The sequence below is a fragment of the Gammaproteobacteria bacterium genome (genome assembly GCA_029881255.1).
Lineage (GTDB): Bacteria > Pseudomonadota > Gammaproteobacteria > S012-40 > S012-40 > JAOUMY01.
In genome coordinates this window covers 95,055-119,471 of record JAOUMY010000007.1, presented here as the reverse complement: position 1 = coordinate 119,471, position 24,417 = coordinate 95,055, and the positions used below count along the sequence as shown (strand labels likewise).

20 protein-coding genes are annotated in these 24,417 nt (G+C 45.1%); 10 read left to right on the top strand and 10 right to left on the bottom strand.

All coding sequences use genetic code 11. From position 1 onward, the window contains the following. Entirely contained in the window at positions 1-2,256 is a 2,256-nt protein-coding gene (locus OEZ43_14165; protein ID MDH5546733.1) for an ATP-binding protein, read from the bottom strand. Positions 2,257-2,262: 6 nt separating this feature from the next. Next, positions 2,263-3,135 (bottom strand): response regulator, encoded by an 873-nt coding sequence (locus OEZ43_14160; GenBank protein MDH5546732.1) that lies wholly within the window; start codon positions 3,133-3,135, stop codon positions 2,263-2,265. Positions 3,136-3,369: 234 nt separating this feature from the next. Here OEZ43_14160 and OEZ43_14155 point away from each other — a divergent pair, with 234 nt between their 5' ends. Together OEZ43_14155 and OEZ43_14150 are read left to right on the top strand one after the other, a co-directional pair. Then, a complete protein-coding gene (locus OEZ43_14155) occupies positions 3,370-4,368 on the top strand; it encodes an NAD(P)-dependent alcohol dehydrogenase (GenBank protein ID MDH5546731.1) in 999 nt (332 codons plus the stop codon). 322 nt (positions 4,369-4,690) lie between these two features. Beyond that, positions 4,691-5,407: a methyl-accepting chemotaxis protein gene (locus OEZ43_14150; protein MDH5546730.1), complete on the top strand. Its 717-nt coding sequence runs from the start codon at positions 4,691-4,693 to the stop codon at positions 5,405-5,407. 89 nt (positions 5,408-5,496) lie between these two features. Here the strand turns inward: OEZ43_14150 and OEZ43_14145 are convergent, their stop codons facing one another. Continuing rightward, complete coding sequence (locus OEZ43_14145) at positions 5,497-6,024, bottom strand: hypothetical protein (protein ID MDH5546729.1); 528 nt, start codon at positions 6,022-6,024, stop codon at positions 5,497-5,499. 202 nt (positions 6,025-6,226) lie between these two features. Here OEZ43_14145 and OEZ43_14140 point away from each other — a divergent pair, with 202 nt between their 5' ends. Both OEZ43_14140 and OEZ43_14135 read left to right on the top strand, forming a co-directional pair. Then, complete coding sequence (locus tag OEZ43_14140) at positions 6,227-6,733, top strand: RNA polymerase sigma factor (GenBank protein MDH5546728.1); 507 nt, start codon at positions 6,227-6,229, stop codon at positions 6,731-6,733. After that, positions 6,730-7,497 carry an anti-sigma factor gene (locus OEZ43_14135; protein ID MDH5546727.1) on the top strand — a complete coding sequence of 256 codons (768 nt, stop codon included), beginning with the start codon at positions 6,730-6,732 and terminating at the stop codon, positions 7,495-7,497. Before OEZ43_14140 ends, OEZ43_14135 begins: the two co-directional genes overlap by 4 nt. Before the next feature lie 100 nt (positions 7,498-7,597). Here the strand turns inward: OEZ43_14135 and OEZ43_14130 are convergent, their stop codons facing one another. Genes OEZ43_14130 through OEZ43_14120 form a run of 3 tightly spaced genes read right to left on the bottom strand, consistent with a single transcriptional unit; the run spans position 7,598 to position 9,197 of the window. Then, a complete protein-coding gene (locus OEZ43_14130; GenBank protein ID MDH5546726.1) occupies positions 7,598-8,419 on the bottom strand; it encodes a M48 family metallopeptidase in 822 nt (273 codons plus the stop codon). After that, positions 8,416-8,883: a YbjQ family protein gene (locus tag OEZ43_14125; GenBank protein MDH5546725.1), complete on the bottom strand. Its 468-nt coding sequence runs from the start codon at positions 8,881-8,883 to the stop codon at positions 8,416-8,418. Before OEZ43_14125 ends, OEZ43_14130 begins: the two co-directional genes overlap by 4 nt. Further along, a complete protein-coding gene (locus OEZ43_14120; GenBank protein ID MDH5546724.1) occupies positions 8,883-9,197 on the bottom strand; it encodes a YbjQ family protein in 315 nt (104 codons plus the stop codon). Before OEZ43_14120 ends, OEZ43_14125 begins: the two co-directional genes overlap by 1 nt. 447 nt (positions 9,198-9,644) lie before the next feature. On the opposite strand from OEZ43_14120, the gene OEZ43_14115 reads away from it, so the two are divergent. After that, positions 9,645-10,502, top strand: a complete 858-nt coding sequence (locus tag OEZ43_14115; protein ID MDH5546723.1) for a phosphate/phosphite/phosphonate ABC transporter substrate-binding protein — start codon at positions 9,645-9,647, stop codon at positions 10,500-10,502. After that, on the top strand, positions 10,483-12,579 hold the full coding sequence (locus tag OEZ43_14110; GenBank protein ID MDH5546722.1) for an EAL domain-containing protein: 2,097 nt from the start codon (positions 10,483-10,485) through the stop codon (positions 12,577-12,579). Before OEZ43_14115 ends, OEZ43_14110 begins: the two co-directional genes overlap by 20 nt. Before the next feature lie 21 nt (positions 12,580-12,600). Here the strand turns inward: OEZ43_14110 and OEZ43_14105 are convergent, their stop codons facing one another. Further along, a complete protein-coding gene (locus OEZ43_14105; GenBank protein MDH5546721.1) occupies positions 12,601-13,494 on the bottom strand; it encodes an alpha/beta hydrolase in 894 nt (297 codons plus the stop codon). A 135-nt stretch (positions 13,495-13,629) separates the two neighbouring features. Between OEZ43_14105 and OEZ43_14100 the strand changes: the two genes are divergently transcribed. The 3 genes from OEZ43_14100 (at position 13,630) to OEZ43_14090 (ending at position 16,548) form a co-directional block, all read left to right on the top strand. Next, positions 13,630-14,517 (top strand): LysR family transcriptional regulator, encoded by an 888-nt coding sequence (locus OEZ43_14100; protein ID MDH5546720.1) that lies wholly within the window; start codon positions 13,630-13,632, stop codon positions 14,515-14,517. A 122-nt stretch (positions 14,518-14,639) separates the two neighbouring features. Next, entirely contained in the window at positions 14,640-15,470 is an 831-nt protein-coding gene (soxA, locus tag OEZ43_14095; protein MDH5546719.1) for a sulfur oxidation c-type cytochrome SoxA, read from the top strand. A 190-nt stretch (positions 15,471-15,660) separates the two neighbouring features. After that, positions 15,661-16,548: an endo alpha-1,4 polygalactosaminidase gene (locus OEZ43_14090; protein ID MDH5546718.1), complete on the top strand. Its 888-nt coding sequence runs from the start codon at positions 15,661-15,663 to the stop codon at positions 16,546-16,548. 122 nt (positions 16,549-16,670) lie between these two features. Here the strand turns inward: OEZ43_14090 and OEZ43_14085 are convergent, their stop codons facing one another. From OEZ43_14085 to OEZ43_14075, 3 genes are all read right to left on the bottom strand, one after another. After that, the gene (locus tag OEZ43_14085) at positions 16,671-17,666 is read right to left on the bottom strand and encodes a PEP-CTERM sorting domain-containing protein (protein MDH5546717.1); all 996 of its coding nucleotides are present in this window, start codon (positions 17,664-17,666) and stop codon (positions 16,671-16,673) included. A gap of 313 nt (positions 17,667-17,979) precedes the next feature. Further along, a complete protein-coding gene (locus OEZ43_14080) occupies positions 17,980-18,780 on the bottom strand; it encodes a choice-of-anchor N protein (protein ID MDH5546716.1) in 801 nt (266 codons plus the stop codon). 205 nt (positions 18,781-18,985) lie between these two features. Further along, positions 18,986-22,330, bottom strand: a complete 3,345-nt coding sequence (locus OEZ43_14075; protein MDH5546715.1) for a M20/M25/M40 family metallo-hydrolase — start codon at positions 22,328-22,330, stop codon at positions 18,986-18,988. 559 nt (positions 22,331-22,889) lie between these two features. Between OEZ43_14075 and OEZ43_14070 the strand changes: the two genes are divergently transcribed. Next, positions 22,890-24,398, top strand: coding sequence for a phospholipase D family protein (locus OEZ43_14070; GenBank protein MDH5546714.1), 1,509 nt, complete (start codon positions 22,890-22,892; stop codon positions 24,396-24,398). Positions 24,399-24,417 lie beyond the last annotated feature (19 nt).

The following is a 24,417-nucleotide window of genomic DNA, read 5'->3' as shown; positions in this document are numbered from 1 at the left end:
TCAGCTAGCCAGTCTTTGCTGTGTTTGGTTAATTGGTAGACGTATCGCGAACTTCGTTCCCTTGCCTAGAATACTTTTTACACGAATTTTTCCGTTGTGCTTTTGAACAATACCGTAAGAAAGCGACAGCCCTAAACCTGTACCTTTACCCACAGGTTTTGTTGTAAAAAACGGATCAAATATACGATTAATATTTTCCTTCTTTATTCCCTTTCCATTGTCACTTATCTCAATATCAACATATTCTTTTTCCGCACGTGTCTTGATTTTGATAATTCCTCTATCCTCAATCGCGTGCGCAGCATTGACGAGAAGATTCAAAATCACCTGATTCAACTGAGAAGAAAAACATTCTATTAAAGGCAGGTTCCCGTAATCCTTAACAACCTTTGCCTTGTACTTAATTTCATTGTTAACAATATTTATTGTACTATCTATACACTTGTGCAGATCAGTCCACTGCCATTCGCCATCCCCAACATGAGAAAACTCTTTCAGATCCTGTACTATTTGTTTAACTCGCGTAACACCCTCAAGTGACTCATCAACGAGATTAACAATATCCTCCTTTATAAATTCCAGATCATACTCACGTTTCTTTCTTTCGATTTCCGAGATCAAATCTACATCCGATATTGAGGATTCCGCCAACTCGTATATCTTTAATATAGAAAACAGGTCCTTCACATACTGGTCTAGACTACTAATATTTGAGTTGATATAACCAACTGGATTATTAATTTCATGCGCGACGCCGGCTGCCAACTGACCTATGGAAGCCATTTTCTCTGACTGCAATAGTTGTTCTTTTGCCTGCTGCAATCTGTTAATAAGCGATTGCTGCTCTTGCTTTTCCAGTATCAAGTCGTCATTACTCTGCCTAATCGATTGCATCAGCAAATTAATATGAAAAGACTGGGCTACCTCCGCTACATAGAAAGACAACATCTTTTCATCGTCTCCGCTAAAGTCTCCACCCCCCTCCTTATTTGCAAGCATGATAATTCCACAAACAGAGTCATTGAGAGTAACTGCCTGTAACATCAGATTTCTGACGGGCGGATGACCATCAGGCACTGGTGAAAACTTGTCCTTTGCTTCCTCTGACGAAATTCTTACTGCCATATCATACTGTCCGTAATCTTTAAACATCCCAGATCCCGTTGGAAACACGCCAATCTTGCTCTCTATTTGATCAGCCACACCTGCAGTTACAATTTCGCTACATCGCCCATCGTTATCGAGTAAAACAAGAGCTCCCATTTCTGCGCTGGTTGCTTCTTGAATATTTCTTATTACAAATTTATAGTAAACACCTTCGTCCTCAGTTTCCTGATAGATCTTGTCAGCCTGTCTTAGATTTCTCGCTGTCTCGTTCAACAAAGTCATTCGCACATTAATTTGGGCTAGGCGCATCATTTGTTCATCGTTAGCGAGAAGGAGTTGAGTTAAGTCCTCTGTTCTATTTTTAACAATTTCTTCTAATTTCCTATTTTCTGTCGAATACTTGTTTCTGACAAATCTGAAATAGCTTGAGATAAACATTAACACCACAATAAGAGTGCCAATTATGGCCACATCTACAAACAGCATAATATTTTCTACGTTTTCAGATTCACCAACAAGTCCATCACCCTTTTTATCAATTTCATGCGGAATATATTCTATCGATTCCATTGCAATATAATGCATTGAACCGATTGCTAGGGACAATGCTACCGACAACAGTATCTTCTGTGGAAACCTTATCGCTTTTCCTTCCCATCGTTTCGAAAAATAGGAAAAAGTAACACCGCAAATTAAAATGGGGATCAGAACCGAAAGAATGACCATTTGTGCCGAATAATTTGTGACTCCGTTCAGCTCTACTGCGTACATACCTAAATAGTGCATGCTGGAAATTGCCAACGAGAATAGCATAGCAGAACGTATCATACGGCCGCGATAGCTAAAGCCTACAAACAATTCTCGGTATGCAAACATCGATACAAATACTGCAGGCAGTAAAGAAACTGCGGTTAGTGACACATTGTAGTCCATCCTCATGCTACCGTTAACTGCCTCCATTCCTATATAGTGTGTCGTCCAAACACCAATCCCGAAAACAACTCCTGTTAGCACATATCGTACTTTTCCAGATCCTTCTAGCACATAAGCCAAATGCACTGAGGCCAATGAAATAAGCAATGCGATCGCAAATGATGCTGAAAAAAGCAGAGGATCATAGGTTATTGAGGTCGACACATTCTCAACCATTAGCCTTCATCCTATTTCCCTAACATCAGATGTAATTCCACTTTCCACATCAATCATAAATATTTTTCCGACATCATCTTTCTCTCCAAAACTGTTTACTCTTACCCGATAAATTCGATCCCTTACTCGAAATTTCTTATCAAGTTCTTCCATGGAGAACATCTTCTTTACTAGTGACTTCAAATGGCCCGGGATATTTTCCATTGACATTCCCGGTAGCCTGTATTGCTGCAGATCAAACATTGACAGCAGTCCTTCATTAGCCATCGAAACAAATCCCAAACTGTCAACGCTAATGATGCCTGTAGGAAGTGCCTCCAATATTTCCTGTGAAAGCGATAGTGCATAAACGCTACGCATAGCCTCAACAGTTTTTTCATCTGCGAGCCTTCGCAGCTGTTTGTTGTAGGCCTTCAGTTCCATGTTTACGTCTGCCAGCTCTTTACCCAGCCGATCTTTTTCCCGGCTCATTTCATAGGCTTGAAATGCCTCTTCAACGCGCCTCTTTAACAGATCATCATCCCAAGGCTTTGTAAGAAATTTGTAAACTGAGCCTTTGTTTATCGCGTCTGTAATGGAGTCTAGTTCAGTATACCCACTTAGCACTATTCTGATGGTTTCCGGATATAGTTCTTTAACCTGACTTAAAAACTCTACCCCTGTCATTTGCGGCATTCGTTGGTCAGACAAAACCACACCAATTTCATGCAACTTCAGTATCTCAAGTGCTTCTCTAGCTGACGTTGCGGAATGTATTTCATAGCCAACCCCTCTAAAACAGCGCTTGAGAGAATTTATTATGTTCAACTCGTCGTCTACGAATAGAATTTTTCTTCTATGGGCTACTTCGCGAATTACTAATGCACTATTATTGGTCATAATATATTTGCCTGGTCGATGGTCTGTTTTGCATACGACAAATTAAGCGAAACGTTATCAGGGTATATCGGCTCAATAAATAGTATTTATGATGTAAGGGAATCATCTATTTACAAATATTTACAACCCAATATTGACGTCGATGATTGATTTCACAAACGTGCCTATTACAATTCGCATTAGAGATAACTTCGGCTGGGTCGGGCTTGTTGTTGTCTGGAGAGCGCTGTAGAATTGCGCGATCATATGAAAGCCGCCGTTCACTACAAATACGGTCCACCCTCAGTTCTTCTTATCGAAGAACGTGATGTACCGTCACCAGAAGAAGATGAAGTACAGATTCAAATACACTACTGCACCGTCAATCGCACCGATAGCGCCGCAATTCAAGCTATCCCCTTTTTAGGACGCATGATTACCGGTTTGTTCAAACCCAAATTTGCTATACCTGGAGGCGAATTTTCCGGTGTTATTTCAGCTGTGGGTGAAAATGTTCGAGGGTATCAAGTTGGGCAACGGGTATTTGGATTTAAAGATATTGGTGGTGCAACTCAGGCTGAATACACATGTATCCATCCCCGCTTTCTCACTTCAATCCCGGAAGGAATTAACTGCCGTCAGGCGGTCGCTTGTAGTGAAGGTGCGCACTATGCCTATAGCGGCATAAAAAAGATCCGTCTGAGAGCCGGTCAAAATGCCTTGGTTTATGGCGCTTCCGGTGCCATCGGTTCTGCCGCTGTCCAACTGCTTAAGGCGATGGACCTCCACGTGACTGCGGTAGTATCCACTCGCCACGTGGATCTCATGCGTCAGCTTGGCGCAGACAAGGTAGTTGACTATACGAAGGAGGATTTCACTCAGGATGAGATTCAATATGATTTTGTATTTGATGCTGTAGGACGCACATCGTTTTTTAAATGTTTTCGTCTTATAAAACGCGGCGGCAAATTTATCGCGTCAGACCTTGGTGACCATCGAGAAAACATCTGGCTACCAGCCGTAACTAGCATAATCAAGCCTTTCATCGGATTTCGTGAAACACTATTTCCGTTTCCATCAGATGTAGCCGACACGCTAAAAGTGATCGTCGATTTGATGATTCAAGGAAAATTTTCTGCACTCATAGATCGCGAATACGCTTTAGACGATATTGTCGCTGCCTATGAGTATGTAGGTAGCCACCGCAAAACAGGGAATGTCATAGTCCGCACCAGCTACGCCGATAATAGTTAGTCCCGATATTTTCCTGTTGAGTGTATCCACCTCGCCTTTACTGCGCTTAACAATACACAAACCTGGCCCAAGACTCCGTTTTGATTATCAAGACCTGTTTTAAGTTGTTTCCTATCTCTTGGCTATACGGAAAATCCCAAAGTCTATAGCCTGGTTATCGCAGACGCCTATTTCTCTGCTGAATTACTCAATCTACATGTAAACAATACCGCTATATAAAAATAGAGATACCTTGAATAGATTGATGTATTCATTCTTAAAACAGATCTATCTACACAGGTAATAATGACTCAATGTTCAGAACCCTTGTACCCGTATTCTTATGAACTGGAAAGATGTTGATAATTTAACGAGCGAAGCCTTCAGCACACTGATCAATATCAGCGGCAGACAACGCATGCTGTCGCAACGCATCATCCTACTTGTTCTGCACTGTCACATGCTTCTCGAACACGATAAGGGTGACAAACTCAGCACTTCTCTGTCGCTCCTACGGACTACCATTAATTTATTCATAACATGCCAAAACAATATATTAAACGGTAACCAAGGTGAAAAAATCCCCTGTATCCGTCATGAACGACTCGTGGAAAAGCTAAACAAGGGAGGTGCAGAGAAGCTGATTAACAACTTTATACGCGACGTAGAGAGCTTTCATTCAGATTTATCGAATGCTATTCCGATTTCTCAGAAAACATTGGATGAAATGGTCCTATATACGGCTAACCCAGTACTTGACTGTCTCAACGAAATCACCCAGATATTTGAATCTGCGTTTCACGAATACAGTGCCTACCAACGCTCAGACCTGGTTCGACAAAGCGAGACCGTTCTAACCGCTATACAAAGTATTAAAAAGATTAGCCATCAGATGGACATTATTTCCATCAATTCCAAAATCGTCGCCTCGCGTGCCGGTGACGCTGGTAAACAATTCAAGGTCATTGCAGATCGGCTGCAAACTCTCAACCACGATATCGTCCATTCGTCAGATAACGTAATCGAATATCTCGAACTCGTTGTTGGCGCTGAAAAATAGATTTAGGGTAATTGTCTTGCAATGAACGTTTGAGCGGTGCTGGTCTCCTGAATGCCATTACGGCATATCAGGAGTCCAGCACTCACACCTTAGTCGTCTAACTCAACAACACCACAGGCGACAGGCAGACTGGGAATATACACACTCCCAACTGTCATACCGTGAACCACAATTGCTCGCTTGTTCAGTGGTTGAAGCTTGTCTACCTCAATTTCGAAACTTGCCCGATAATTTAACTCCCCTCCCGCATCGACAAGATTAAAAGGGGTGAGTGGAAGTATAATTGGACCATAGTTCGGAAGACCTTCGGCTACAGAAACAAGGCCGTCACCATTGGCGTCCGCATCGATACTCGGGCAACTGGCTGGCACACTTTGATTTTCGTGGCCATGTATGTGTTGTGGATGGGGTTTGCCAATTTCCAAACCGGACACTTCTAATTCGACATACAATGTGTGCCCGCGCAGTTTAAGCTCGACCTCCCCTTCCACGCCGGAATCATTGAGACTATGGAGCTTAAACTCCAGTTCCTGTCCCATTTCTTCGTGCGCCATCGCGAGCGACGCGGAAGCGACCATGCATCCCATCAAGCAACTAACAATAAGGTGTTTACTCATTGAATTTCTCCTGTAATAGTGGATATACCCTCCAAGGGTCCTGTTTCAATAACGCCTGGCAGAGGCGAATATTCCGGGGAAATATATTTTTTTCATTTGGGAATAATGCGCACAGCTTGTTTGTCTATGAAGTGAAACTGGAGAATAGGGCTTCCATGCTCTCAATTTTTCCCTAATGTGGACCTGGAACAGAACAAATTACATGAATGATATAGACTGGGAACAGCGGTTAAACGAGCAAATACCAAATCTTAGGCGCTATGCCATGGCGCTGACTCAAGACCCGACACAGGCGGATGACCTGGTGCAGGATAGTCTGGAACGCGCCTGGGACAAGCGCCGTACCTGGCGTCTGGATAGTAATCTTCGCGCCTGGCTATTCAGTATCATGCACAACACATTCGTTAATTCCATAAGACGCAATAAACTCGCCTCTGACTATGCGGAAAGCCTGCGCCAACAACAAATACAGGCGCAGGAAGACACCGGCTATATGATACGGGACATTCATTACGCACTCAGACAGTTGCGCGTTGAGTATCGCGAAGTCGTCATATTGGCGGGGCTAGAAGGTTTAAGTTATAAGGAGATCGCACAGATCACCGATACGCCACCAGGTACGGTCATGTCACGTCTCTCCAGGGGACGAGAAGAACTGCGCGAACTATTGTCTGAACAAAAGCAAGCCAAGGTAGTACCGATTAAATGAAAAACTCTATTCACTCAATCAGCATGGATGAAATTCACGCCTACGTGGATGGACAGCTCACGCCACAACGACGAGCGTTTGTAGAAGAACAAATGGCTAAAGACCCTGAACTCAAAGCCACAATTGAACATTATCAAACACAGAACGACATGCTGCATCAGGCCTTTGACGGCGTACTAGAAGAGCCCGTCCCGGCTAAACTGTTGCTCAAGACCCATCCAGTCGCGCGCAGGCCTCTTTGGTTTAATATTGCCGCCAGCATAGGCTTGCTGTTCACCGGTGGCACGCTAGGCTGGACCATCAATGGGGCCCAATTGGCACACTATGATGCTGTAGAGGGCCTCGCAAAACCTGCCGCATTCGCACACGCGGTGTATTCCCCCGAAGTGAAACACCCTGTTGAGGTTGGCGCAGATCAGGAACAACATTTAATCGCCTGGTTATCCAAGCGCCTGGGAAATGAAATCGCCGCCCCAAATCTTGCTCAACTTGGCTTTTCTCTGGTAGGTGGTCGATTGTTACCCAGCGATAACGGTCCTGCAGCACAGTTTATGTACCAGGACGAATCGGGTAGCCGTATGACGCTCTATGTGAGAAACAAACATAACGACGAACAAAACACTGCTTTTCGTTTTCATCAACAAGACAACACCAATAGCTTTTACTGGATTGACGGCAATCTAGGTTATGTATTAAGTGGCGATTTTCAGCGGCAACAGATGCTCAATGTGGCTAACAATGTGTATCAGCAGCTATCATTCTAGGGTGCCACCGGAGCGCCTATGAATTCGGGTTAATATACACCGGCTGCGTTACGCACGGTGTTCATCTCACATTACAATAGCGGCACAAGGCATTGCGCTGCTAGCGACGAACAAATTCGGGAAGTGGGACCAGCGCAGGATGTTCAGATTGTCCAAGAGATTGTATGCGTTCGTCTGTCGGCGGATGTGTTTCAAAGAAACTGAGTTCGCTCTGTTTACCATCACGTAGATCTTTCATTTTCTCGAAAAACTCTGTCGCCCCACCCGCGTGTCCATAGACTTTCATCAGAAGATCTTTTCCAGTTTTGTCGGCCAGTCTTTCCTGATCCTGTGAAAATCGACTCATTCCTAACAGGCTTACCTGCCCAACAAGTGATGGTAAAAATTCATCATTACCAAGCCCCGTCAGCGCATACATCACCATAGACAAGAGAACCGCCTTACCTAAGCCCTTGATCGGATCACGTGCATAGTGATGCCCCATCTCATGACCGAGCACCATGGCGAGTCCATTCTCGCTTTCTATAATGTTGAGCAATTCTGGGGTAACACCAATATGGCCACCTGGAAAAGCAAAGGCATTCGGCGTCTTAATATCGATAATATGGACCTTAAATGTAAACGACTTGTCTCCATTAGCGGCCTGCAGTCTTTCCACCAGGCTTTGCATATAGGCTTCCTGGTCCTGCCAGGCCTGAGTGGCATCCATCCCTAACTCTTTTTCCACCAGGTGTTGCTGAAACAATTGCTGTTCTACGGAAAAAGGAATGAACCTGACGAGAATATCTGACGAAACAAAAAGCACATAGACGACAAGCGCAATGATCATGGTTGCTGTCGATAACAACAGAACCAGCTCTTTTAAAGGATTTTCCTGGGAATAGTTGATACCTTCTGGCGCTTGTTTGGGTGTGTACTTCACGACTCGGCTTTTTCCCCTCCAGAGATAAGAGCAGTGCCATAGGCCAACACCTCTACCGAACCAACAGAGCCCTTTGCCGCATTCTTGCTGATAGAAGAAGTCTCGATACGAGTACTGATAACGGCAACCGCGCCTTTTTCCATCGCCGCCTCCTTCATGCGCAAAATAGCCTCACGTCTGGCTCGATCGAGCAGCGATTCGTAAGAGGACATACGGCCGCCAAAGATATTTCTCAGCCCCGCAAGAAAGCGCTTGAAGTAATCAATCGATACCACGACACTACCGGTAACCAGCGTCGACTCAGTTTTGTCATGCATATCAGGATAGCTGTCGAGGGTCACGACCGGACAGTGGAGACTTTCCTTTTCACGCTGTATTATCGATACAAAATGGCGACTTTCCGCATAGCGACCAAAGGCAAAACCTAATCCTAGCAAGGTGAGAAATATGGCAAAATCTATCATCATTCAACTCGCACTGCCGTGCCATAGGCATACAACTCAGCGGCGCCCTGAGCGACAGATGACGTACTAAAGCGCACGTTGACGATAGCATTCGCACCAAAACTTTCCGCTTGTTGTATCATGCGCTGCGTTGCCTCTTCCCGACTTTCAGTCAGCAACTCGGTATAGCCCTTTAGCTCTCCGCCAAAAATATTTTTTATTCCGGCGAAAATGTCACGCCCAATATGCTTTGCTCGGATCGTGTTGCCTTGAACAAGACCAAAGTGCTCAATTATTGTCCTACCGGGAACGGTTTCAAGATTGGTGATGATCATAACTTTTCCTGTTATTTGATATTTTGCTTAAGAGTTTGTCCAAATAATAACCAGCAAGTTCACTATACGTAGCAAACGCAACAGTCCTCTGCCTAACACCAATATGGCGGTTGCTTTCGTCACTTGCTTTAGCATAAAACAACGACCACAGGAAACACTCACTTACTGCCTATCCCACACTGCATGTATTAGGTTCTTTTGTTGATCGACTGAATCATCTCATTTTGTCTCGGTGCACCAGCTAAAAAAGTAAACGATCTAAAAGATTTTCCGATGTCACTATAAATTTTTCTCGCGAGATTTAGTTCGCAACCCCTTGGAAAACCAGAAAGAAAACGGTATAAAAGAAAACAATCGTAAGTTTTTCTTTTTTACGTGAGAAATGCTAAATCCCCAGTAAGCAGAAACCTTGCGTATGCTGGTAACTCATCATGATAGGAAGGAGCCATGCGTTTTACCATCGGACGGTTTGGCTACGTTTTAGTCTGCATGTTTTTCTGTTTTCAGAGCGCGCCGGCAGCTCAGAATCCTATCAAACAGGATAGAGTTTATAGTTTCGGTATCGTGCCACAATTCGAACAGCGAAAAATGTTTCGTATCTGGCAGCCTATTCTTACCCAAATCGAGGAAAAGACGGGACTACGCTTTAAAATCAAAGGAAGCCCCAAGATATCAAGTTTCGAAACCAGTTTTCTGGCTGGCGAATTCGATTTCGCGTATATGAACCCCTATCACATTACGCTCGCGCATAAGTCTCAGGGCTACGTGCCTTTGGTTCGAGATGGTGAACGTTCACTACAGGGGATTTTAGTCGTACACAGAGATAGTGATATTAGCGACATACGTGAACTTCAAGGCAAAACCGTCGCATTTCCAGCGCCCAATGCGCTTGGCGCATCGTTGATTATGCGCGCCGACTTTGTCAATCTATTTCAGATTAGCGTTAAACCCAAGTATGTGCAGACTCACAGCTCCGTCTATTTACATGTTGCAAAGGGTCTATCAAGTGCTGGCGGCGGGGTTCTCAGCACGTTTGATTCTCAAATACCCGAAATAAAAAACAAACTTCGAATTTTATACACTACGCGCCCCATCCCACCACATCCCATTGCAGCGCACCCGCGTGTTCCCGCTAAACACCGCGAATTATTACGGAAGGCCTTGCTTGATCTTTCCAAAACGCAGCAAGGCGCTTTGATGTTATCGCAAATACCGCTGAATAAAGCGATTCCTGCTGAGATTAGCGACTACACAGTAATTCGCCAATGGGGATTGGATAGGTTTTATGTTTCTACCAACGAGTAATTTTCGTCCAAAAATGAAACTGCGAGCAAAGCTCTTTATTCCGCTGGCATTGTTTTGTTTGTGTCTGGCGGGATATTCCCATTTTATCTGGCTACCGAAGTATACTGACGCCGTCCTGAATGAATATCAAACCAATACTAAGGCCCATTTAAAGACCGCCGCCGAGGGACTCATTCCATCCTTGCTTGAGGATCGTTTGGCAAACATCTATGACAACCTGGATGCATTGCTTCACCAGAACGAAAAATGGTTAAGCATTACGTTATACAGCAGCGACAAAACATTGCTCTACCCCATTGATGAACCAGAGCCTATTGAGCTTTCCGATACCGTATTTCGGTATAATCAGGCAGTGCGTTTTGACGGACCCGCTTTAGGCATGCTAACGCTTTTCGTGGACGTCAAAGAAGTTATACAGCATGTAAAGCAATTGGAACACGAATTTCTACTAACGCTGTATTCTTTTCTGGTCGTCGTTATTATCTCCATTGGTACTATAGTTGAGTTTGTCGTACGCCGACCTATACAAGCACTCGCGTATGCATCTTCCAGGCTTTCAATGGGAGACTACCATTCAAACATACCGGGGCAGACGCAGGATGAAATTGGTGATCTCATTCATAGTTTTGAAAACATGCGCGACTCCATCAAGGCCTACCAGGAAAAGCTCAAAGGCGAGATCGACAACCACAAACAAACCACCGACGAATTGATCAAACAAAAGGAGAAGGCATCGTATCAGGCTTCACATGATGCCCTCACTGGACTCATCAATCGTCGTGAGTTTGAAAAGCGCGTCAATAATGCCTTAGATCTTTCCCGCAGCGATGGTAGCTCCCATGTTCTGCTTTATATAGATCTTGATCAATTCAAAATCGTCAACGATACCTGTGGTCATGTCGCAGGCGATATGTTGCTGCGCCAACTATCCAGCCTTCTACAAGAACGCGTTCGCCAGCATGACACACTCGCTAGACTCGGTGGGGACGAGTTCGGCATATTGTTCGAATATTGCAATATGGGAGCCGCTATAAAAATTGCAGAATTGCTATTGGACACTGCCCGAGAATTTCGTTTCAAATGGGAAAACAAGCTATTTAGCATAGGCGCGTCGATTGGCGCTATCGAGTTCACCGCCCAGACAGGTGACTATTTTTACATACTCTCTGCTGCGGACTCTGCCTGCTATTCGGCCAAAGACCAGGGACGCAATCGTATTCAAGTATTCAAACCCGAAGACAAGGAATTAAACCGACGCAAAGGGGAAATGCTGTGGGTAACAAGGCTCATACAGGGTCTGCAGGAGAATCGATTCGTGCTCTATTGCCAACCTGTACACAGAATAAGCAATGGAGAGAGTCGCCCTGCGCAACACTATGAAGTCCTTCTACGCCTGAAGGAAAACAACGGGACTATCGTTACACCAAACAAATTCATACAGTCTGCGGAACGCTACAACATCATTTCGAAAATTGATCTGTGGGTGGTAGTCAATACACTCAAATTGCTGAACGAATACTACAGTAATCCAAATCGAACCGATGCTATACGATTGTCTATCAATCTATCCGGTGTCTCGTTAGGAGACGCCAATATTCTGAAAAAGATTGAACAGTTGTTTAATCGTTATAAACCACCTATGGGTAGCATTGGAATAGAAATCACAGAAACAGCCGCTATTCAAAAACTACCACAGGCTTTGCGATTCATGCGTGAAATGAAATTACACGGCTGCCAGTTCTATCTCGACGACTTTGGAAGTGGTCTATCATCATACAGCTATCTTAAATCGATACCGGCCGACTATATAAAGATAGACGGAACTTTTATTAGGGACATAGACAAAGATCCGGTTGACTACGCCATGGTGAAGTCAATAAATGATATCTGTCATGTAATGGGTAAAAAGACTATCGCCGAGTTTGTAGAAACCGAATCCATAGTAGAAAAACTTGTGTCTTTGGGAATTGATTATGCCCAGGGCTATCATTTTATGCAGCCATTCCCGCTCGTTGAACTATTGTTCGCCGATGAGTTGATGGCAATGGATGAACGGGAAGTATCTTTAGCCGATTAAGCTATTCTTTCTACATAAATACTAAAGAGTAGATAAAAATGCATCTACCATATCGGCGGCATCTTCCCCGTTAAGATCGCGAAAGAAATGCCCTGAGCCATCGACGACCTCGACCTTTATATTCGGTCGTTTCTGTAGCTCAACTAACTCTTTGCCCAAATCAATCACAACCTCATCATCGCCTGCGATGACAATAAGAGTTGGTTCCTTGATCTCTTTAAGCATCGTCGGCGCATCGAGCAAATCGTCCTCACCGTAGTTCGAAACAATAGAGTTTGCACTCACCGTTGTATCTCGGCAGTGCATCATGTTTGTATTATGAATAAGCGTCTCACCCTTACCCTGTTCTTGTAAGGCCTTGGCCCTAGCCAGTAAAGGATCCAGAGGCTTTTGATACCGCGTTACATATCCCTTACCCGCATTCATGGCAGTCGATGGCGCCATCAAGACCACGGCATGTGCCTTATGAGGCAAATGTCTTGCGGCGAATCTCGCAACCTGCGCGCCACCTCGTGAATGGCCAAGGACAACGATGTCCGTCGCGCCTTGTTTTGACAACCATTCGAACCAGGAAGCCAGTTCGTCCATGACTTCGTCATTCGTGTGTCGGTGAGCTTGTTCGCAATCGTACATGCCATGTCGATTGCAAATACCGAGACTAAGATTGATAGCCAGGGTGTTATATCCTCGCTCATTGAGTAAACTGCTCATGTGGGCAATGGTTTCCTGGTCTCTATGTGCCAGGCCGCCATGCGTAATGAGAATTACCCCGTCTTTTAATGTTTTGTTTGTAACGAATTGAAGATCCGCGTTCAACAATCGCCCCTTGAAGTCCAGAACAATTTCTTTGGCAACAACGACTGTACTGGATAGAGCAAATAGACATAGCACAATGGACCGACTCACGTTTCTCATTAGTTTCACAAAACACTCCTTTGAGTACTGGACAAGCGATGTGTCTTCAGTTTATAAATTGTAAAGCTGCAATATCAACAAACATTACTGCAATCACATTTTGCATTTGTGCAAACACAAAAAGGACATTGGAAGATGCTTTGGGATGACCTGAAGACCATACTGGCGATTTCCAGAGCGGGCAGTCTTGCTGGCGCAGGCGAACTATTGGGCGTAAATCACACCACGGTTTTCAGACATATCAATGCCATCGAAAAAACACTCAAAGTCCGTTTCTTTGAGCGCTTGCCCACGGGGTATGTTTTGACCGATGAGGGTGAATCAGCCGTCAAAGCTGCACAGGATATAGAGGAGCGCGTAAGCGAATTCAGCCGAGAGCTTCTCGGCAAAGATACCAGACTTCAGGGTACGATACGCATCACTGCCGCGGAAGGCGTATCACTACATTTGCTGACGCCGTGCTTAGCGAAGTTTACGCGTCTGCACCCGGATATACACATCGACTTAATCGTTACCAGTAGCGCGCTTGAATTGTCGAAACGGCTGGCGGATATTGCGGTTAGAGTGACTGCCAGGCCACCGGATCTTAGTATAGGCCGCAAGATCTGTGATTTTCGTTTTGGTTTTTATGCCAGCAAAAAATACATACAGGAAAATCAACACAAGTCTCTCGGCGAGCACAGCTGGATTCTCACTGATGATAGCAGTGCCTGGTTTCCACAATCTATCTGGAAAAAGTTTTCACAGATTCAAAGTCGCGTCTCATTGAGCAGCAATAGCACGCAGATCATACTCGATGCCGTAAAACGACACATGGGTGTTGCACCTTTGCCTTGCTTTCTCGGAGATGCGGAGACCTCATTGCGCCGTATCATCAGTCCACCCGATGAACTCGTACTTCAATTGTGGCTGCTCACACATCCTGATCTACGCAATTCTACCCGCATTCGGACCCTATTGGATTTTCTGCATGCCGAACTATCGACCAAACAGGACTTGATTAGCGGAAAGCATTTTCGCTAAACAATTTTCGTTTTGCACAAATGCACTACAGATTTGCAATTCTGGTCATTCCTAGCGCTTATCACCTTCATATAAACTCAATTCTTCTGTTTTTTCAAAGCACAACAAAGAAGGTGATCGCCATGCGCAAATACTTTACTCTGACTATCATTACAACGGTACTCTTGTCTTGTTTGCCTGCGGCATTTGCCAGCCCAGAAAGCGACCGTCACGCGTTTAGGAATTACTACTTTAAACTCTTTCCCAAGGTCGCGGAAAAGGACTTTGCTGACGGTGTCTATATGTGGGACAACGTTGCACGCGAAAACTGGGAACTGATTGAAGAGTTCCCTCCCTATGAAACCAATATCGATGCAGGAAAGCGCCTATGGAATGCACCATTTAGTAATGGCAAAAGCTATGCTTCGTGCTTTAAAAAACCTGGCGTGACCAATCAATTCCCGCGTTGGGACAAAGAACAACAGTCTGTTATCACTCTCCCCTTAGCCATTAATCAATGTCGCGAGTCCAATGGTGAGAAGCCCTTAAAGTATTTAAAAGGAGATATAGCGGATTTACTCGCATACATGGCTTACGAATCTCGTGGCCAGCTGACTAAAGTCGAGATTCCTAATGATCCAGGTGCACTATCAGCTTACGAAAAAGGAAAACACTTTTACTACGCGCGCCGCGGACAACTTAATTTTTCCTGCGCACACTGTCATCAGGTAGCAGCAGGAAAATTCTTGCGCACGGAATCCTTGAGCCCCAGCCTGGGGCAACACACCAACTGGCCGGTCTATCGATCAAAATGGAATGAGCTTGGCACTCTTCATCGTCGTTTTATCGGCTGCAACAATCAAGTACGCGCCAAGCCGTTTGAAGCCCAAAGTGAAGAGTATCGGAACCTTGAATACTTTTTAACCTATATGGGTAATGGGCTTCCGTTAAATGGACCAAGTACGCGAAGATAGTTTGCACCCATTCACAGATGTAGTGACTCTATACTTTTATGCGCTCTCCTGGAGGGCGCTATACCTTATTTCTCCCTTCGAGGCCTCTCACTCCCAGATTTTGCAATTCCCGTGATTTAACTCACTATGTAGACAAAATTATATCGTTTAAACTAGGGCGACTGTATAGCACTGAACTAAAGGGTAGAAAATGAAATCGCCTTCAACATTCCATTCAATTGCCTTCAAATTGTTTTGCGTTATTTCTGTCTCGCTAATGGTCGTCGCGTGTGGCGACGATGAACCTGATATAGTGAATGCCTTACCTGATGCGTCAGAAATTCTTCCCATCACCAGCGGCGGCTGGTATAAGCCCGGCGTCTCCGCAACCTGGCAATGGCAGATACAAGGAGAGACAATCAACACAAGCTATGACGTCGAGATTTATGATATTGACCCATTATCCCCTGACCTTAGCGATGCCCAGTCATTAATCAATCAACTACATAATGATGGCAGGAAGGTAATTTGTTATTTTTCTGCCGGTAGCTATGAAAGCTGGCGCAATGACGCAGCAGATTTTCAAGAGGCCGATTTGGGAAATACCATGGATGGTTATGCCAATGAACGCTGGCTAGATGTTCGTTCGGAAAATGTACACAATATCATGAAGGCCAGGTTGAGCGCGTTCAAAACATTAGGCTGCGATGGTGTCGAACCCGACAACGTCAATATATTTGAAAACGATTCAGGGAAACCAATTACGGCTGAAGTCCAACTTGCCTATAACCGTTGGCTGGCCAACGAGGCACACAAACAAGGGCTAAGCGTCGGGCTGAAAAACGACAATGACCAAGCTGCGGATTTGGTCGATTATTTCGATTTTCACGTCAGCGAAGAATGTCATGAGTTCGATGAGTGTGAAGCTCTCGCAGTATTTGTGAACGACAACAAACCGGTGTTGAATGCTGAATACCTTGCTGATTACAAAACTCCCAGCGGACAAACAACACTTTGCGCAAAGGCAACTCAGGAAAATATACGTACCGTGGTGTTCTCGAAGGAATTGGACGACAGCTATCGCTACAGCTGTGACTAAAGTGCTTACAATATCGGTTTCAATTAAAGCAGCCGATTGATACTCGCACGAAAATATCGACCTACGTTAAATGAAAAACGAACAGGGATGAGACGAGTGCCGTCTCACCCCTGCTCTGTTTTTTAACTCTTTCTTCTTCTCGCACCCACTAGTCCAACAATTCCGAGTCCTAGCAAAGCGATACTGGCAGGCTCTGGAACATTGCCAGTTGATACCGCACGCTGCGAAATTGTCAACGTATGAGGATTGTAACCAAAATTATTGAAGTAGAATGGATCACCGCTACGTGCAATTGCACTGTTTCCAATACAACGCGGATCGGTTTCAACAAAGTCTATAAACACTTCGCCAAAGTCAAAGCCCGCGCCTTCGCCAAAGTCCTTGGGCTCACAACTGCTTTCTGTAAATGGATTGAAATTTGAAGAAGCGCTGGCACTCAAGGTATAGACAAAATCAAACGACGACCCACTCGCAAACTCCCCCAAGAACACGTTACGCATGGTGTTGTCCCAGTCATAGTGTATGTAACCACTACTACCATCGCTAGTCAGCGTGGCACCATCAAGTAAGTTTCCACCCTCACTTAGGGTCCCACCGGCGTCTGTCATCTGGACCGCGGCACTACTACTCCATACGGTGTACAATCCTGCACCGGTATCGATACTAATATCGATATTGTATGACGCCTGCACGAATTCACCCGCCGCTAAATTATAACCAGACGCTGCAAGCTCACCCGCAACGACATCAAATTCGAAGATGTATTGCTGAGTCGCGGAAGTTGTATTAACCAGTGTATCGGAGTAAGTAAACACCCCAGTAATATCGAACTCACCACCGCCGCTCACGCGGGAACCGAAGTTTCCGCCTGCAGTTCCATAGGTATGGTAGAAAACATTGTTATAGTATCCATCCTGTTGTTGCGCCAAAACATCAACACCGCCGCTACTCGCTGTTAAAGGACCATCCTGATCTGTTCCCGATATAGTGCCAACATTGTACTGAACCTCGGCATTAATCGTTGGTACAGCATGCGCAAGCGGTGCTAAAAAGACCAATAGCGATGCCGCCAGGGGAACCGTAACAGCCTTTCGAATTGGAACCTTCTGAATTTCCATATCTGTCCTCTCGTTAAACTCGTTATTTTCATAGGGCTTAAAACCCACCAGTACAGCAATTAAACATTAATGCATACCTACTTGAATTACCACATGTGAGAGACAAACACACCCTACTCCCACCGGCAGCACACACTGGGTATGACATAACATCCAATTAAAGGAAATTCTAACAAGCGGGTCGTCGTCACCTATGAACCAGTTCACAGGTATTTGGATTTGGCGAAAATATAATCCAGGCGTGAAAAACGAACTCAGAAAAAAGGCGCTCATTGCGAGCGCCTTTTTCAACTGCGTTTGAAAAGCAATCCTACTACACAGACTGCCTACGACGTGCGGCTACCATACCAACAAGTCCCAAGCCAAGCAGCATGAGTGTTTGTGGCGCGGGTAATTCCTGGGGAGGTGTAACTCCACAGTCAACAGTACAACTCGCTCTGGTCCAGGTTGAATCATGTGAACCTGGATTTATATCCCAAGTAGTCACAATACTCTGGTTACCATGTTGGTCAGTTACCAGTGCAACCAAGTCATAATGAACCCAGTCAATGCCGACTAATGACGATGGCGACATTGTCACAGTCTTGATTTCACCGGTCGCTGTTGTGCTGGCACAATCAGTCGTTCCAGCGATATCAGCATTACAGTCCTTGGTTTCCATGATGTCGGAGAACGTACCGAATCCAATCCCCGTATTTGACGGCGGGAGCATCAAATCCAGTTCCAACGCATAGATATCGATTTGATCATCCGGATAACCATATGGTGCATGATTATTCAGGCTCACGTCAGAATCCAACGTTGAGAGAAAGGTTTCAAACGCTGTCGAGTCATCATATCTAGTCGCAAATGGACCGATTTGACTTGCAAAATCGCCGCTATGCGCGGCCACTGTCATAACCAAATAGGCATTATCAATGCTGACAACAGTCGTCGGACTATAGGTACCGATTAATTCCAACTCGACTGAACCGTCTGTTGAAACTAACCAAGTATCATCGTCACCCGTTCCATCGTAGGCAGTAGATCCAAGAGCATGGACCTGGAGGGTAGGAATTGCCATAACGCTGCTGCTTGCCAACAGCATTGCGGCGCCGAACATCAACTTCTTCATTGTATACTCCACAAAGTGATGCAGCCCTTTGTGTAATTCTATATTGTTATAAAACCCACCCAAGCAAATACATTGCCATATTTTTTCTTATTGATTTATTTAAAGATTTTTAAATAAGCTAGAAACTACTGTAAATAACGCCGACAATAAATTTGTATGTCCCAAGCTTGAAACCAGACCAGCAGAGCAAACCGTTCTACCACGACTAACGAGAAGACACATCCAACTCCACTAACGTATTCTGCCCCGCGCGCTGATATCCCAATTTAATGTGGTCTCCTGGTTTCAGGGATCGCAGAAGTTTTGCATAGTCGCCTAGGCTTTTTATCGACTTTCCATTTAAGCTGGTAATGATGTCCCCCGCTTTCATACCCGCGTTTTGTGCTGGAGAATCTGGCGTGACACCGGTAATACGCACGCCTTCCCCCGAGTATTCAAAATCTGGAATGGTACCAACGCTTACTTTCCGACCTTGAGGCTTAATCTCAGACTTGTTCGTAGCTGTCGTTTTCGCATCCGAAATTGTCGAAGTCAGAGGTTCCGGACGTGAGGACAAGTACTCCGCGGCTTCTTTCAATACGGTAACCACTTTTACCATCCCAGCGCTGTCTATCTTCTCAATTGTGTCGCCGGGAGAATGAAAATCTTCGTGTACAGAACCAAATAACTGTACGGCAGGAATACCTATGTCTATAAAGCTGGAATCGTCGCTGGCACTAATCGCACTCGAGGGAGTTTTTATATTGACCCCAGTCACAAACTGAGCGCCACGAAAAATGTGTGGCCACTCAGTTGCCGAACCACTATTAAAGATGCTTACCGGTGAATCTTTGAGTCGCCCCACAGTATCAAGATTCAGCACGCCAATGACTTTTTCAGCTGGTAGTCGACGATAATTTTTGACGTAGTATGAAGAACCCAATTTGCCGCTTTCCTCGGCGGTAAACGCTACGAAAACAATCGTCCGCTCAGGCCTCCACTTTTTTGCGGCAAGTCGCGCGAGCTCCAACATCACCGCAATACCACTAGCGTTGTCATCGGCTCCAGAATGAATCTTTCCTTCATTGCCTTTTCGAACATCAGGCCACCCTCGACCTAGGTGATCATAGTGTGCACTGATAACGACGCTTTCTCCTTTCATTTGCGGATTAATACCTGGAATAAATCCGACCACATTTTTCATTGCCACATCGCGGTCGAGTCCATCGATATACTGTGACCACGTTTGGAAATAGGTATTGGAATCTGGAAAACCCGGAGTTAAACCAGCTTCCTTAAATGCGTTTGCGATATAGTCTGCAGCGAGATCTATCTCAGTACTCCCTAAGCCACGCCCGGCCATTTTTTTGTCCACTAAAGCGTTGACATCACTGAGCATGCGTTTTTCATCAAATACGGTCGGAATTTGAGTCAGCGGATTTTGTGGCGTAACTGCGGCAAACCGTGATTGGGCAGCATGCCCATCCGCTTGTGTAACCACCAATTGCATTGGTGATCTATTAACGGGGAACTGCCCTTTCACGGTATTAGAGGGTTCATCTCCCTCAAAGGCAAGATAACTGTACTTTCGATAGTGGGGTAACTTACGCGCTAAACCTGGCAAGGCGCGACTATTCGCCGTAGTGACAAACGCGATGGCATTCTTCATATTGGTAGGATTGCGGGTAACAAATATCAGCGATTGATCACCTTTTTGCAGATCTGTTTTGTCTAGACTGATGTTACTGCTATTCAACGTATCCTGGTATTGAGCCGCGACTTTCGCAAGCTGGTCGAAAAACACATTCTCACTGCCAAAAATCCAGACGGCCCTATCATCAGGCAAGGTCTTTACCTCGCTATCAAGCTTTATTTCAATTCCTGAACTTTGTGTCTTTTGCCAGTCTTCTGCCAATTGCCTGTAGGCCGAAACCAAATCTGAAGAGGCCATGCTCGGAATTAGAAATAAGGCTTCGTCCGCGCCAAAGGCCTGAGACAATGCGGGGGGAATCTCATTGAGGTCCACTCGACGAAAGATGTCGAACTGTGGATCGACATTTACAGCCTGTGGTCTTTTGACCACAAGCAGCTTTATCTTTTGTTGCTTCTTATCAATTTTGACGCGCTCAACTATGGCTTGATCCTCTCCTTCCACCGTAATCGCCACGGGTACTTCCAGTTGATAGGCATCTGCATTTTGTATCTGCACAATATCCAATTCCAACTCAAAACCCTTGGGTTTCTGATAAGCTGTCGCGGCTTTTACTTGTAGCTGTGGTGCTCCCGTGCGTGAAATCCATTGATCAAAATAGTTCGATAAATCCTTTTCTGTTATCTCGACAAATGTTTTTCTCCAGTCCTCGAAGCTTGCAATCTTTCCTTTGTATTTGCGATAAAAGCGATGCAGTGCCTTCTCGAAAACGTCATCTCCGAATTGCTGGCGTAACATATGAAAGAACATCTGCGTCTTTCCATATCCAATCGCTTCTGTTACCGAGCTATGCCGGGAGCGAAATTCAGACAATGGAAAGTCCTTATTGGCGTCAACGAAATCCGTATAATGTTGAAGAATTTGTCGGCGATGTTGGTCACCCTGCCCTCGTTGTTCACTGGTCAAATGATCCGAAAGATAGGCAGTCAAACCCTCGGCCCAGTTTCCGGTCGTGTAGTCCACATATACGCTGTTGCCCCACCAGTTATGCAATATTTCGTGCGGATAAGACGTGCTGACGATAAATGGCAAACGTATTACCGTAGAACCCAAAAGCGTGAACGAAGGCATGCCATAACCTGTCTCCCAAAAATTTTCCACCAGTGCAAATTTATCGTACGGATACGGCCCAATCAGGCTTCGGTACATCTCGACATATTGTGCAGTCGCATCGAGGTATTTTTGCGCCAGAGCATCATCTGCTTGTAGCAAATAAACCATCGCCGCCACCGCACCTGCCGACTGTTGATACACTTTATACGGCGCTGCCGTCAGATAGATTTCCTCCTGGTCGGAATACTCTTCCCAACGCGTGACGGTGAACTTTTTCCCAACATCGTGATGTTTGCGAGTGCCTTGTGATACCGACTGCCATTGCGTCGGCAGGTGTGTTTCCAGCGAAAAATGTACGAACTCATTTTCAACAACCGGATACCAATAGGTACTTTGTGCCAAAAACACACCTTGAGCACCAATCAGTCCAGGTGTCTCACTGAAACTACGGGCATATTCTTCGCTTTGCTGTTCAACGGGATGATAAATTTCACCCTCATAATTCAGCGTAAACTGCGACTGCCCCGCCTGTAGTTTTACTACATATCGATTCAATGGAATGACATAGTTCTTGATAGTTTCAGCTATCCGCAGTGAACTATCGGGTGACGTGAGTTTTAGACCTCCATGAAGAAGAAACGCTAGCTCATTAACCGGTTTCTGCAACTGCACCACATCAACGGCCTTAATCTTGTGCGCGGTGGGTTCCAGGCTAACATTGAGTTTGTGGGTGACGGCGCTATGAACTACTGTTGGAAATATTGCACAGAGAAGAACCGGAAAAATGTATGAGTAGGTCAGCCTCACGCGTATTTCTCCCTAGATAGTCTGAGGAATGGTAAGTATATAGCCTATCTCTGTCAAAACAAACGTGAGAATTTAGTATAAAAATTCAGATCTGTGTTTAAACAAGCCCGTGAATCCAAGCCATATACCAAGTAGGCTGTCAAATTATCATACCTTCCGCCAATCAGCAGCCGCAGCCCTAACATACTTGCAAGCTATATGAACAAGCCACTAGCTCGCGTGCATTTTAATCAGCCACGGTTCCTCACCGAACCATTCATCAGAATACTAAAACCCGTTTTTCAGACGGACGATTTCCTGCCTGTTCTTGACATAGAATGACTCACAAACCAAGTCGTAGCTATATAGAACTGCACCAAGAGATTGCATCACTATAGAAGTCTATATTGCTAGGCTTGTGGAGTGATTCCTGCTACCACGTCTTTGTGTTTTTGTTTAAAATCATTTCTATCTATAAAAAACCATGCCTAACGCAATCAAACTTTTCACATAGGTAGTCATCAAGCACATGCCGCATCAATCTAGAATAAATTCTTTGGTTTCTGCAAACGGTTTGCAAATGACTAAAAAGACGGCCACCGCCACTTGGTTTGCCTGTTTTTTCTCCATATTTGCCTTCGCTTGCCATGCCGCCTCCGAGAACAACATAGACTATACCTATTTCAAGCATCTCATCACTGAAAAGTCGCCACATACAGGCGCATATGTTCTGGAAAAAGGCGAAGAATCCCTCATCAGCAGAGCTTGGTTAGCCGATCATGCAAAAGTTTCGATTGAGGTCCAGTATTTTATCTGGAGTAGCGACAACATCGGCATACTGGCCGCAGAGGCACTGTTACGAGCAGCCGAGCGCGGCGTCACGGTACGGGTCATTGTCGATGACCTGCTGATTGATGCCCCTGACCAGTCCTTATTGGCCCTCGCCAAACACCCCAATATTCAGATCAAGATCTACAATCCAAAACACTCTGTTGGCACCCCGTTACACAAGCGCGTATTCAATATGTTCACCGGCTTTCGAAGCTTCAATCAAAGAATGCATAACAAAACTTTCATCGTCGATGGTGTAGCAGCGATAACAGGCGGCAGGAACATGGCCGATGAATATTACGACTTTGATCACCAATACAACTTCCGTGACCGCGACGTGTTATTACTCGGGGACGCAGCAGGTCAGATGAGCGCTAGCTTTGAACAGTATTGGCAGCATCCCATAAGCGTTTCCGTTGAACAGTTGTATGACGGGTTAGGCATAATGCAAAAAAATGTCAGCGTCGATAATCGTCAAATTGAAACCGTATATGGTGATTTACACGCCTACGCCAATGACAGGGAAAACTATGCCCCGGAAATTCGTCAAGCGGTAGAAGACATTCCGAGCTATTTTCCGAAGCTGATTGAAGAACTGGAGTGGTGTAAAGTTGATATTATCTCCGATCTACCGGGAAAAAACGCCTCCACATTTACCTTAGGTGGGGGTGGACAGGCGACACAGGCGCTAGCCAAATTAATTCAATCTGCAAAACATTCGATCATCATACAGTCGCCCTATCTGGTAATGACAGACGAGGCAATTTTGTTGTTTGGCGAACTCCTCCGTCGCGGAGTATCAATAAAGATAAGCACAAACTCGCTTTCATCCACCGACAATTTACCGGCCTTTAGCGGCTATAAAAGTCAACGTGAGGAACTGTTAGCACTCGGTATGGAGATATTTGAATATAAAAGCGCGCCCGTAATACAAACCTCGTTGATGGAGCGGAGAATAACGCAGCAAAAAGATTTCCCTGTTTTTGCACTACACGCAAAGACTATGGTGATCGACAAGCAGATAAGCTATATCGGCACCTTTAATCTGGACCCCCGTTCGATCAATCTAAATACCGAAATCGGGGCGATCATCCATAGTGAGAAAATTGCCTCCCAGGTCACGCAGCAAATATTGAATGACATGCTGCCGGAAAACAGCTGGAACGCCGCATCCGAAGACGCGGACAAACACAACTCGTTTTGGAAACGAAGTAAAACCCTGTTTTGGCAGTTGATGCCGATTGAGCCACTTTTGTAATCGCGACTCTACCAACTTA

Bases quoted from the DNA above. Each gene is read 5' to 3' on its own strand.
- OEZ43_14125 (MDH5546725.1), bottom strand. From the start codon at position 8,883: ATGATAGATTTTGCCATATTTCTCACCTTGCTAGGATTAGGTTTTGCC.
- soxA (MDH5546719.1), top strand. From the start codon at position 14,640: ATGCGCAAATACTTTACTCTGACTATCATTACAACGGTACTCTTGTCT.
- OEZ43_14115 (MDH5546723.1), top strand. From the start codon at position 9,645: ATGCGTTTTACCATCGGACGGTTTGGCTACGTTTTAGTCTGCATGTTT.
- OEZ43_14070 (MDH5546714.1), top strand. From the start codon at position 22,890: ATGACTAAAAAGACGGCCACCGCCACTTGGTTTGCCTGTTTTTTCTCC.
- OEZ43_14080 (MDH5546716.1), bottom strand. From the start codon at position 18,780: ATGAAGAAGTTGATGTTCGGCGCCGCAATGCTGTTGGCAAGCAGCAGC.
- OEZ43_14150 (MDH5546730.1), top strand. From the start codon at position 4,691: ATGAACTGGAAAGATGTTGATAATTTAACGAGCGAAGCCTTCAGCACA.
- OEZ43_14135 (MDH5546727.1), top strand. From the start codon at position 6,730: ATGAAAAACTCTATTCACTCAATCAGCATGGATGAAATTCACGCCTAC.
- OEZ43_14120 (MDH5546724.1), bottom strand. From the start codon at position 9,197: ATGATCATCACCAATCTTGAAACCGTTCCCGGTAGGACAATAATTGAG.
- OEZ43_14165 (MDH5546733.1), bottom strand. From the start codon at position 2,256: ATGGTTGAGAATGTGTCGACCTCAATAACCTATGATCCTCTGCTTTTT.
- OEZ43_14100 (MDH5546720.1), top strand. From the start codon at position 13,630: ATGCTTTGGGATGACCTGAAGACCATACTGGCGATTTCCAGAGCGGGC.
- OEZ43_14085 (MDH5546717.1), bottom strand. From the start codon at position 17,666: ATGGAAATTCAGAAGGTTCCAATTCGAAAGGCTGTTACGGTTCCCCTG.
- OEZ43_14110 (MDH5546722.1), top strand. From the start codon at position 10,483: ATGTTTCTACCAACGAGTAATTTTCGTCCAAAAATGAAACTGCGAGCA.
- OEZ43_14105 (MDH5546721.1), bottom strand. From the start codon at position 13,494: ATGAGAAACGTGAGTCGGTCCATTGTGCTATGTCTATTTGCTCTATCC.
- OEZ43_14090 (MDH5546718.1), top strand. From the start codon at position 15,661: ATGAAATCGCCTTCAACATTCCATTCAATTGCCTTCAAATTGTTTTGC.
- OEZ43_14160 (MDH5546732.1), bottom strand. From the start codon at position 3,135: ATGACCAATAATAGTGCATTAGTAATTCGCGAAGTAGCCCATAGAAGA.
- OEZ43_14145 (MDH5546729.1), bottom strand. From the start codon at position 6,024: ATGAGTAAACACCTTATTGTTAGTTGCTTGATGGGATGCATGGTCGCT.
- OEZ43_14140 (MDH5546728.1), top strand. From the start codon at position 6,227: ATGAATGATATAGACTGGGAACAGCGGTTAAACGAGCAAATACCAAAT.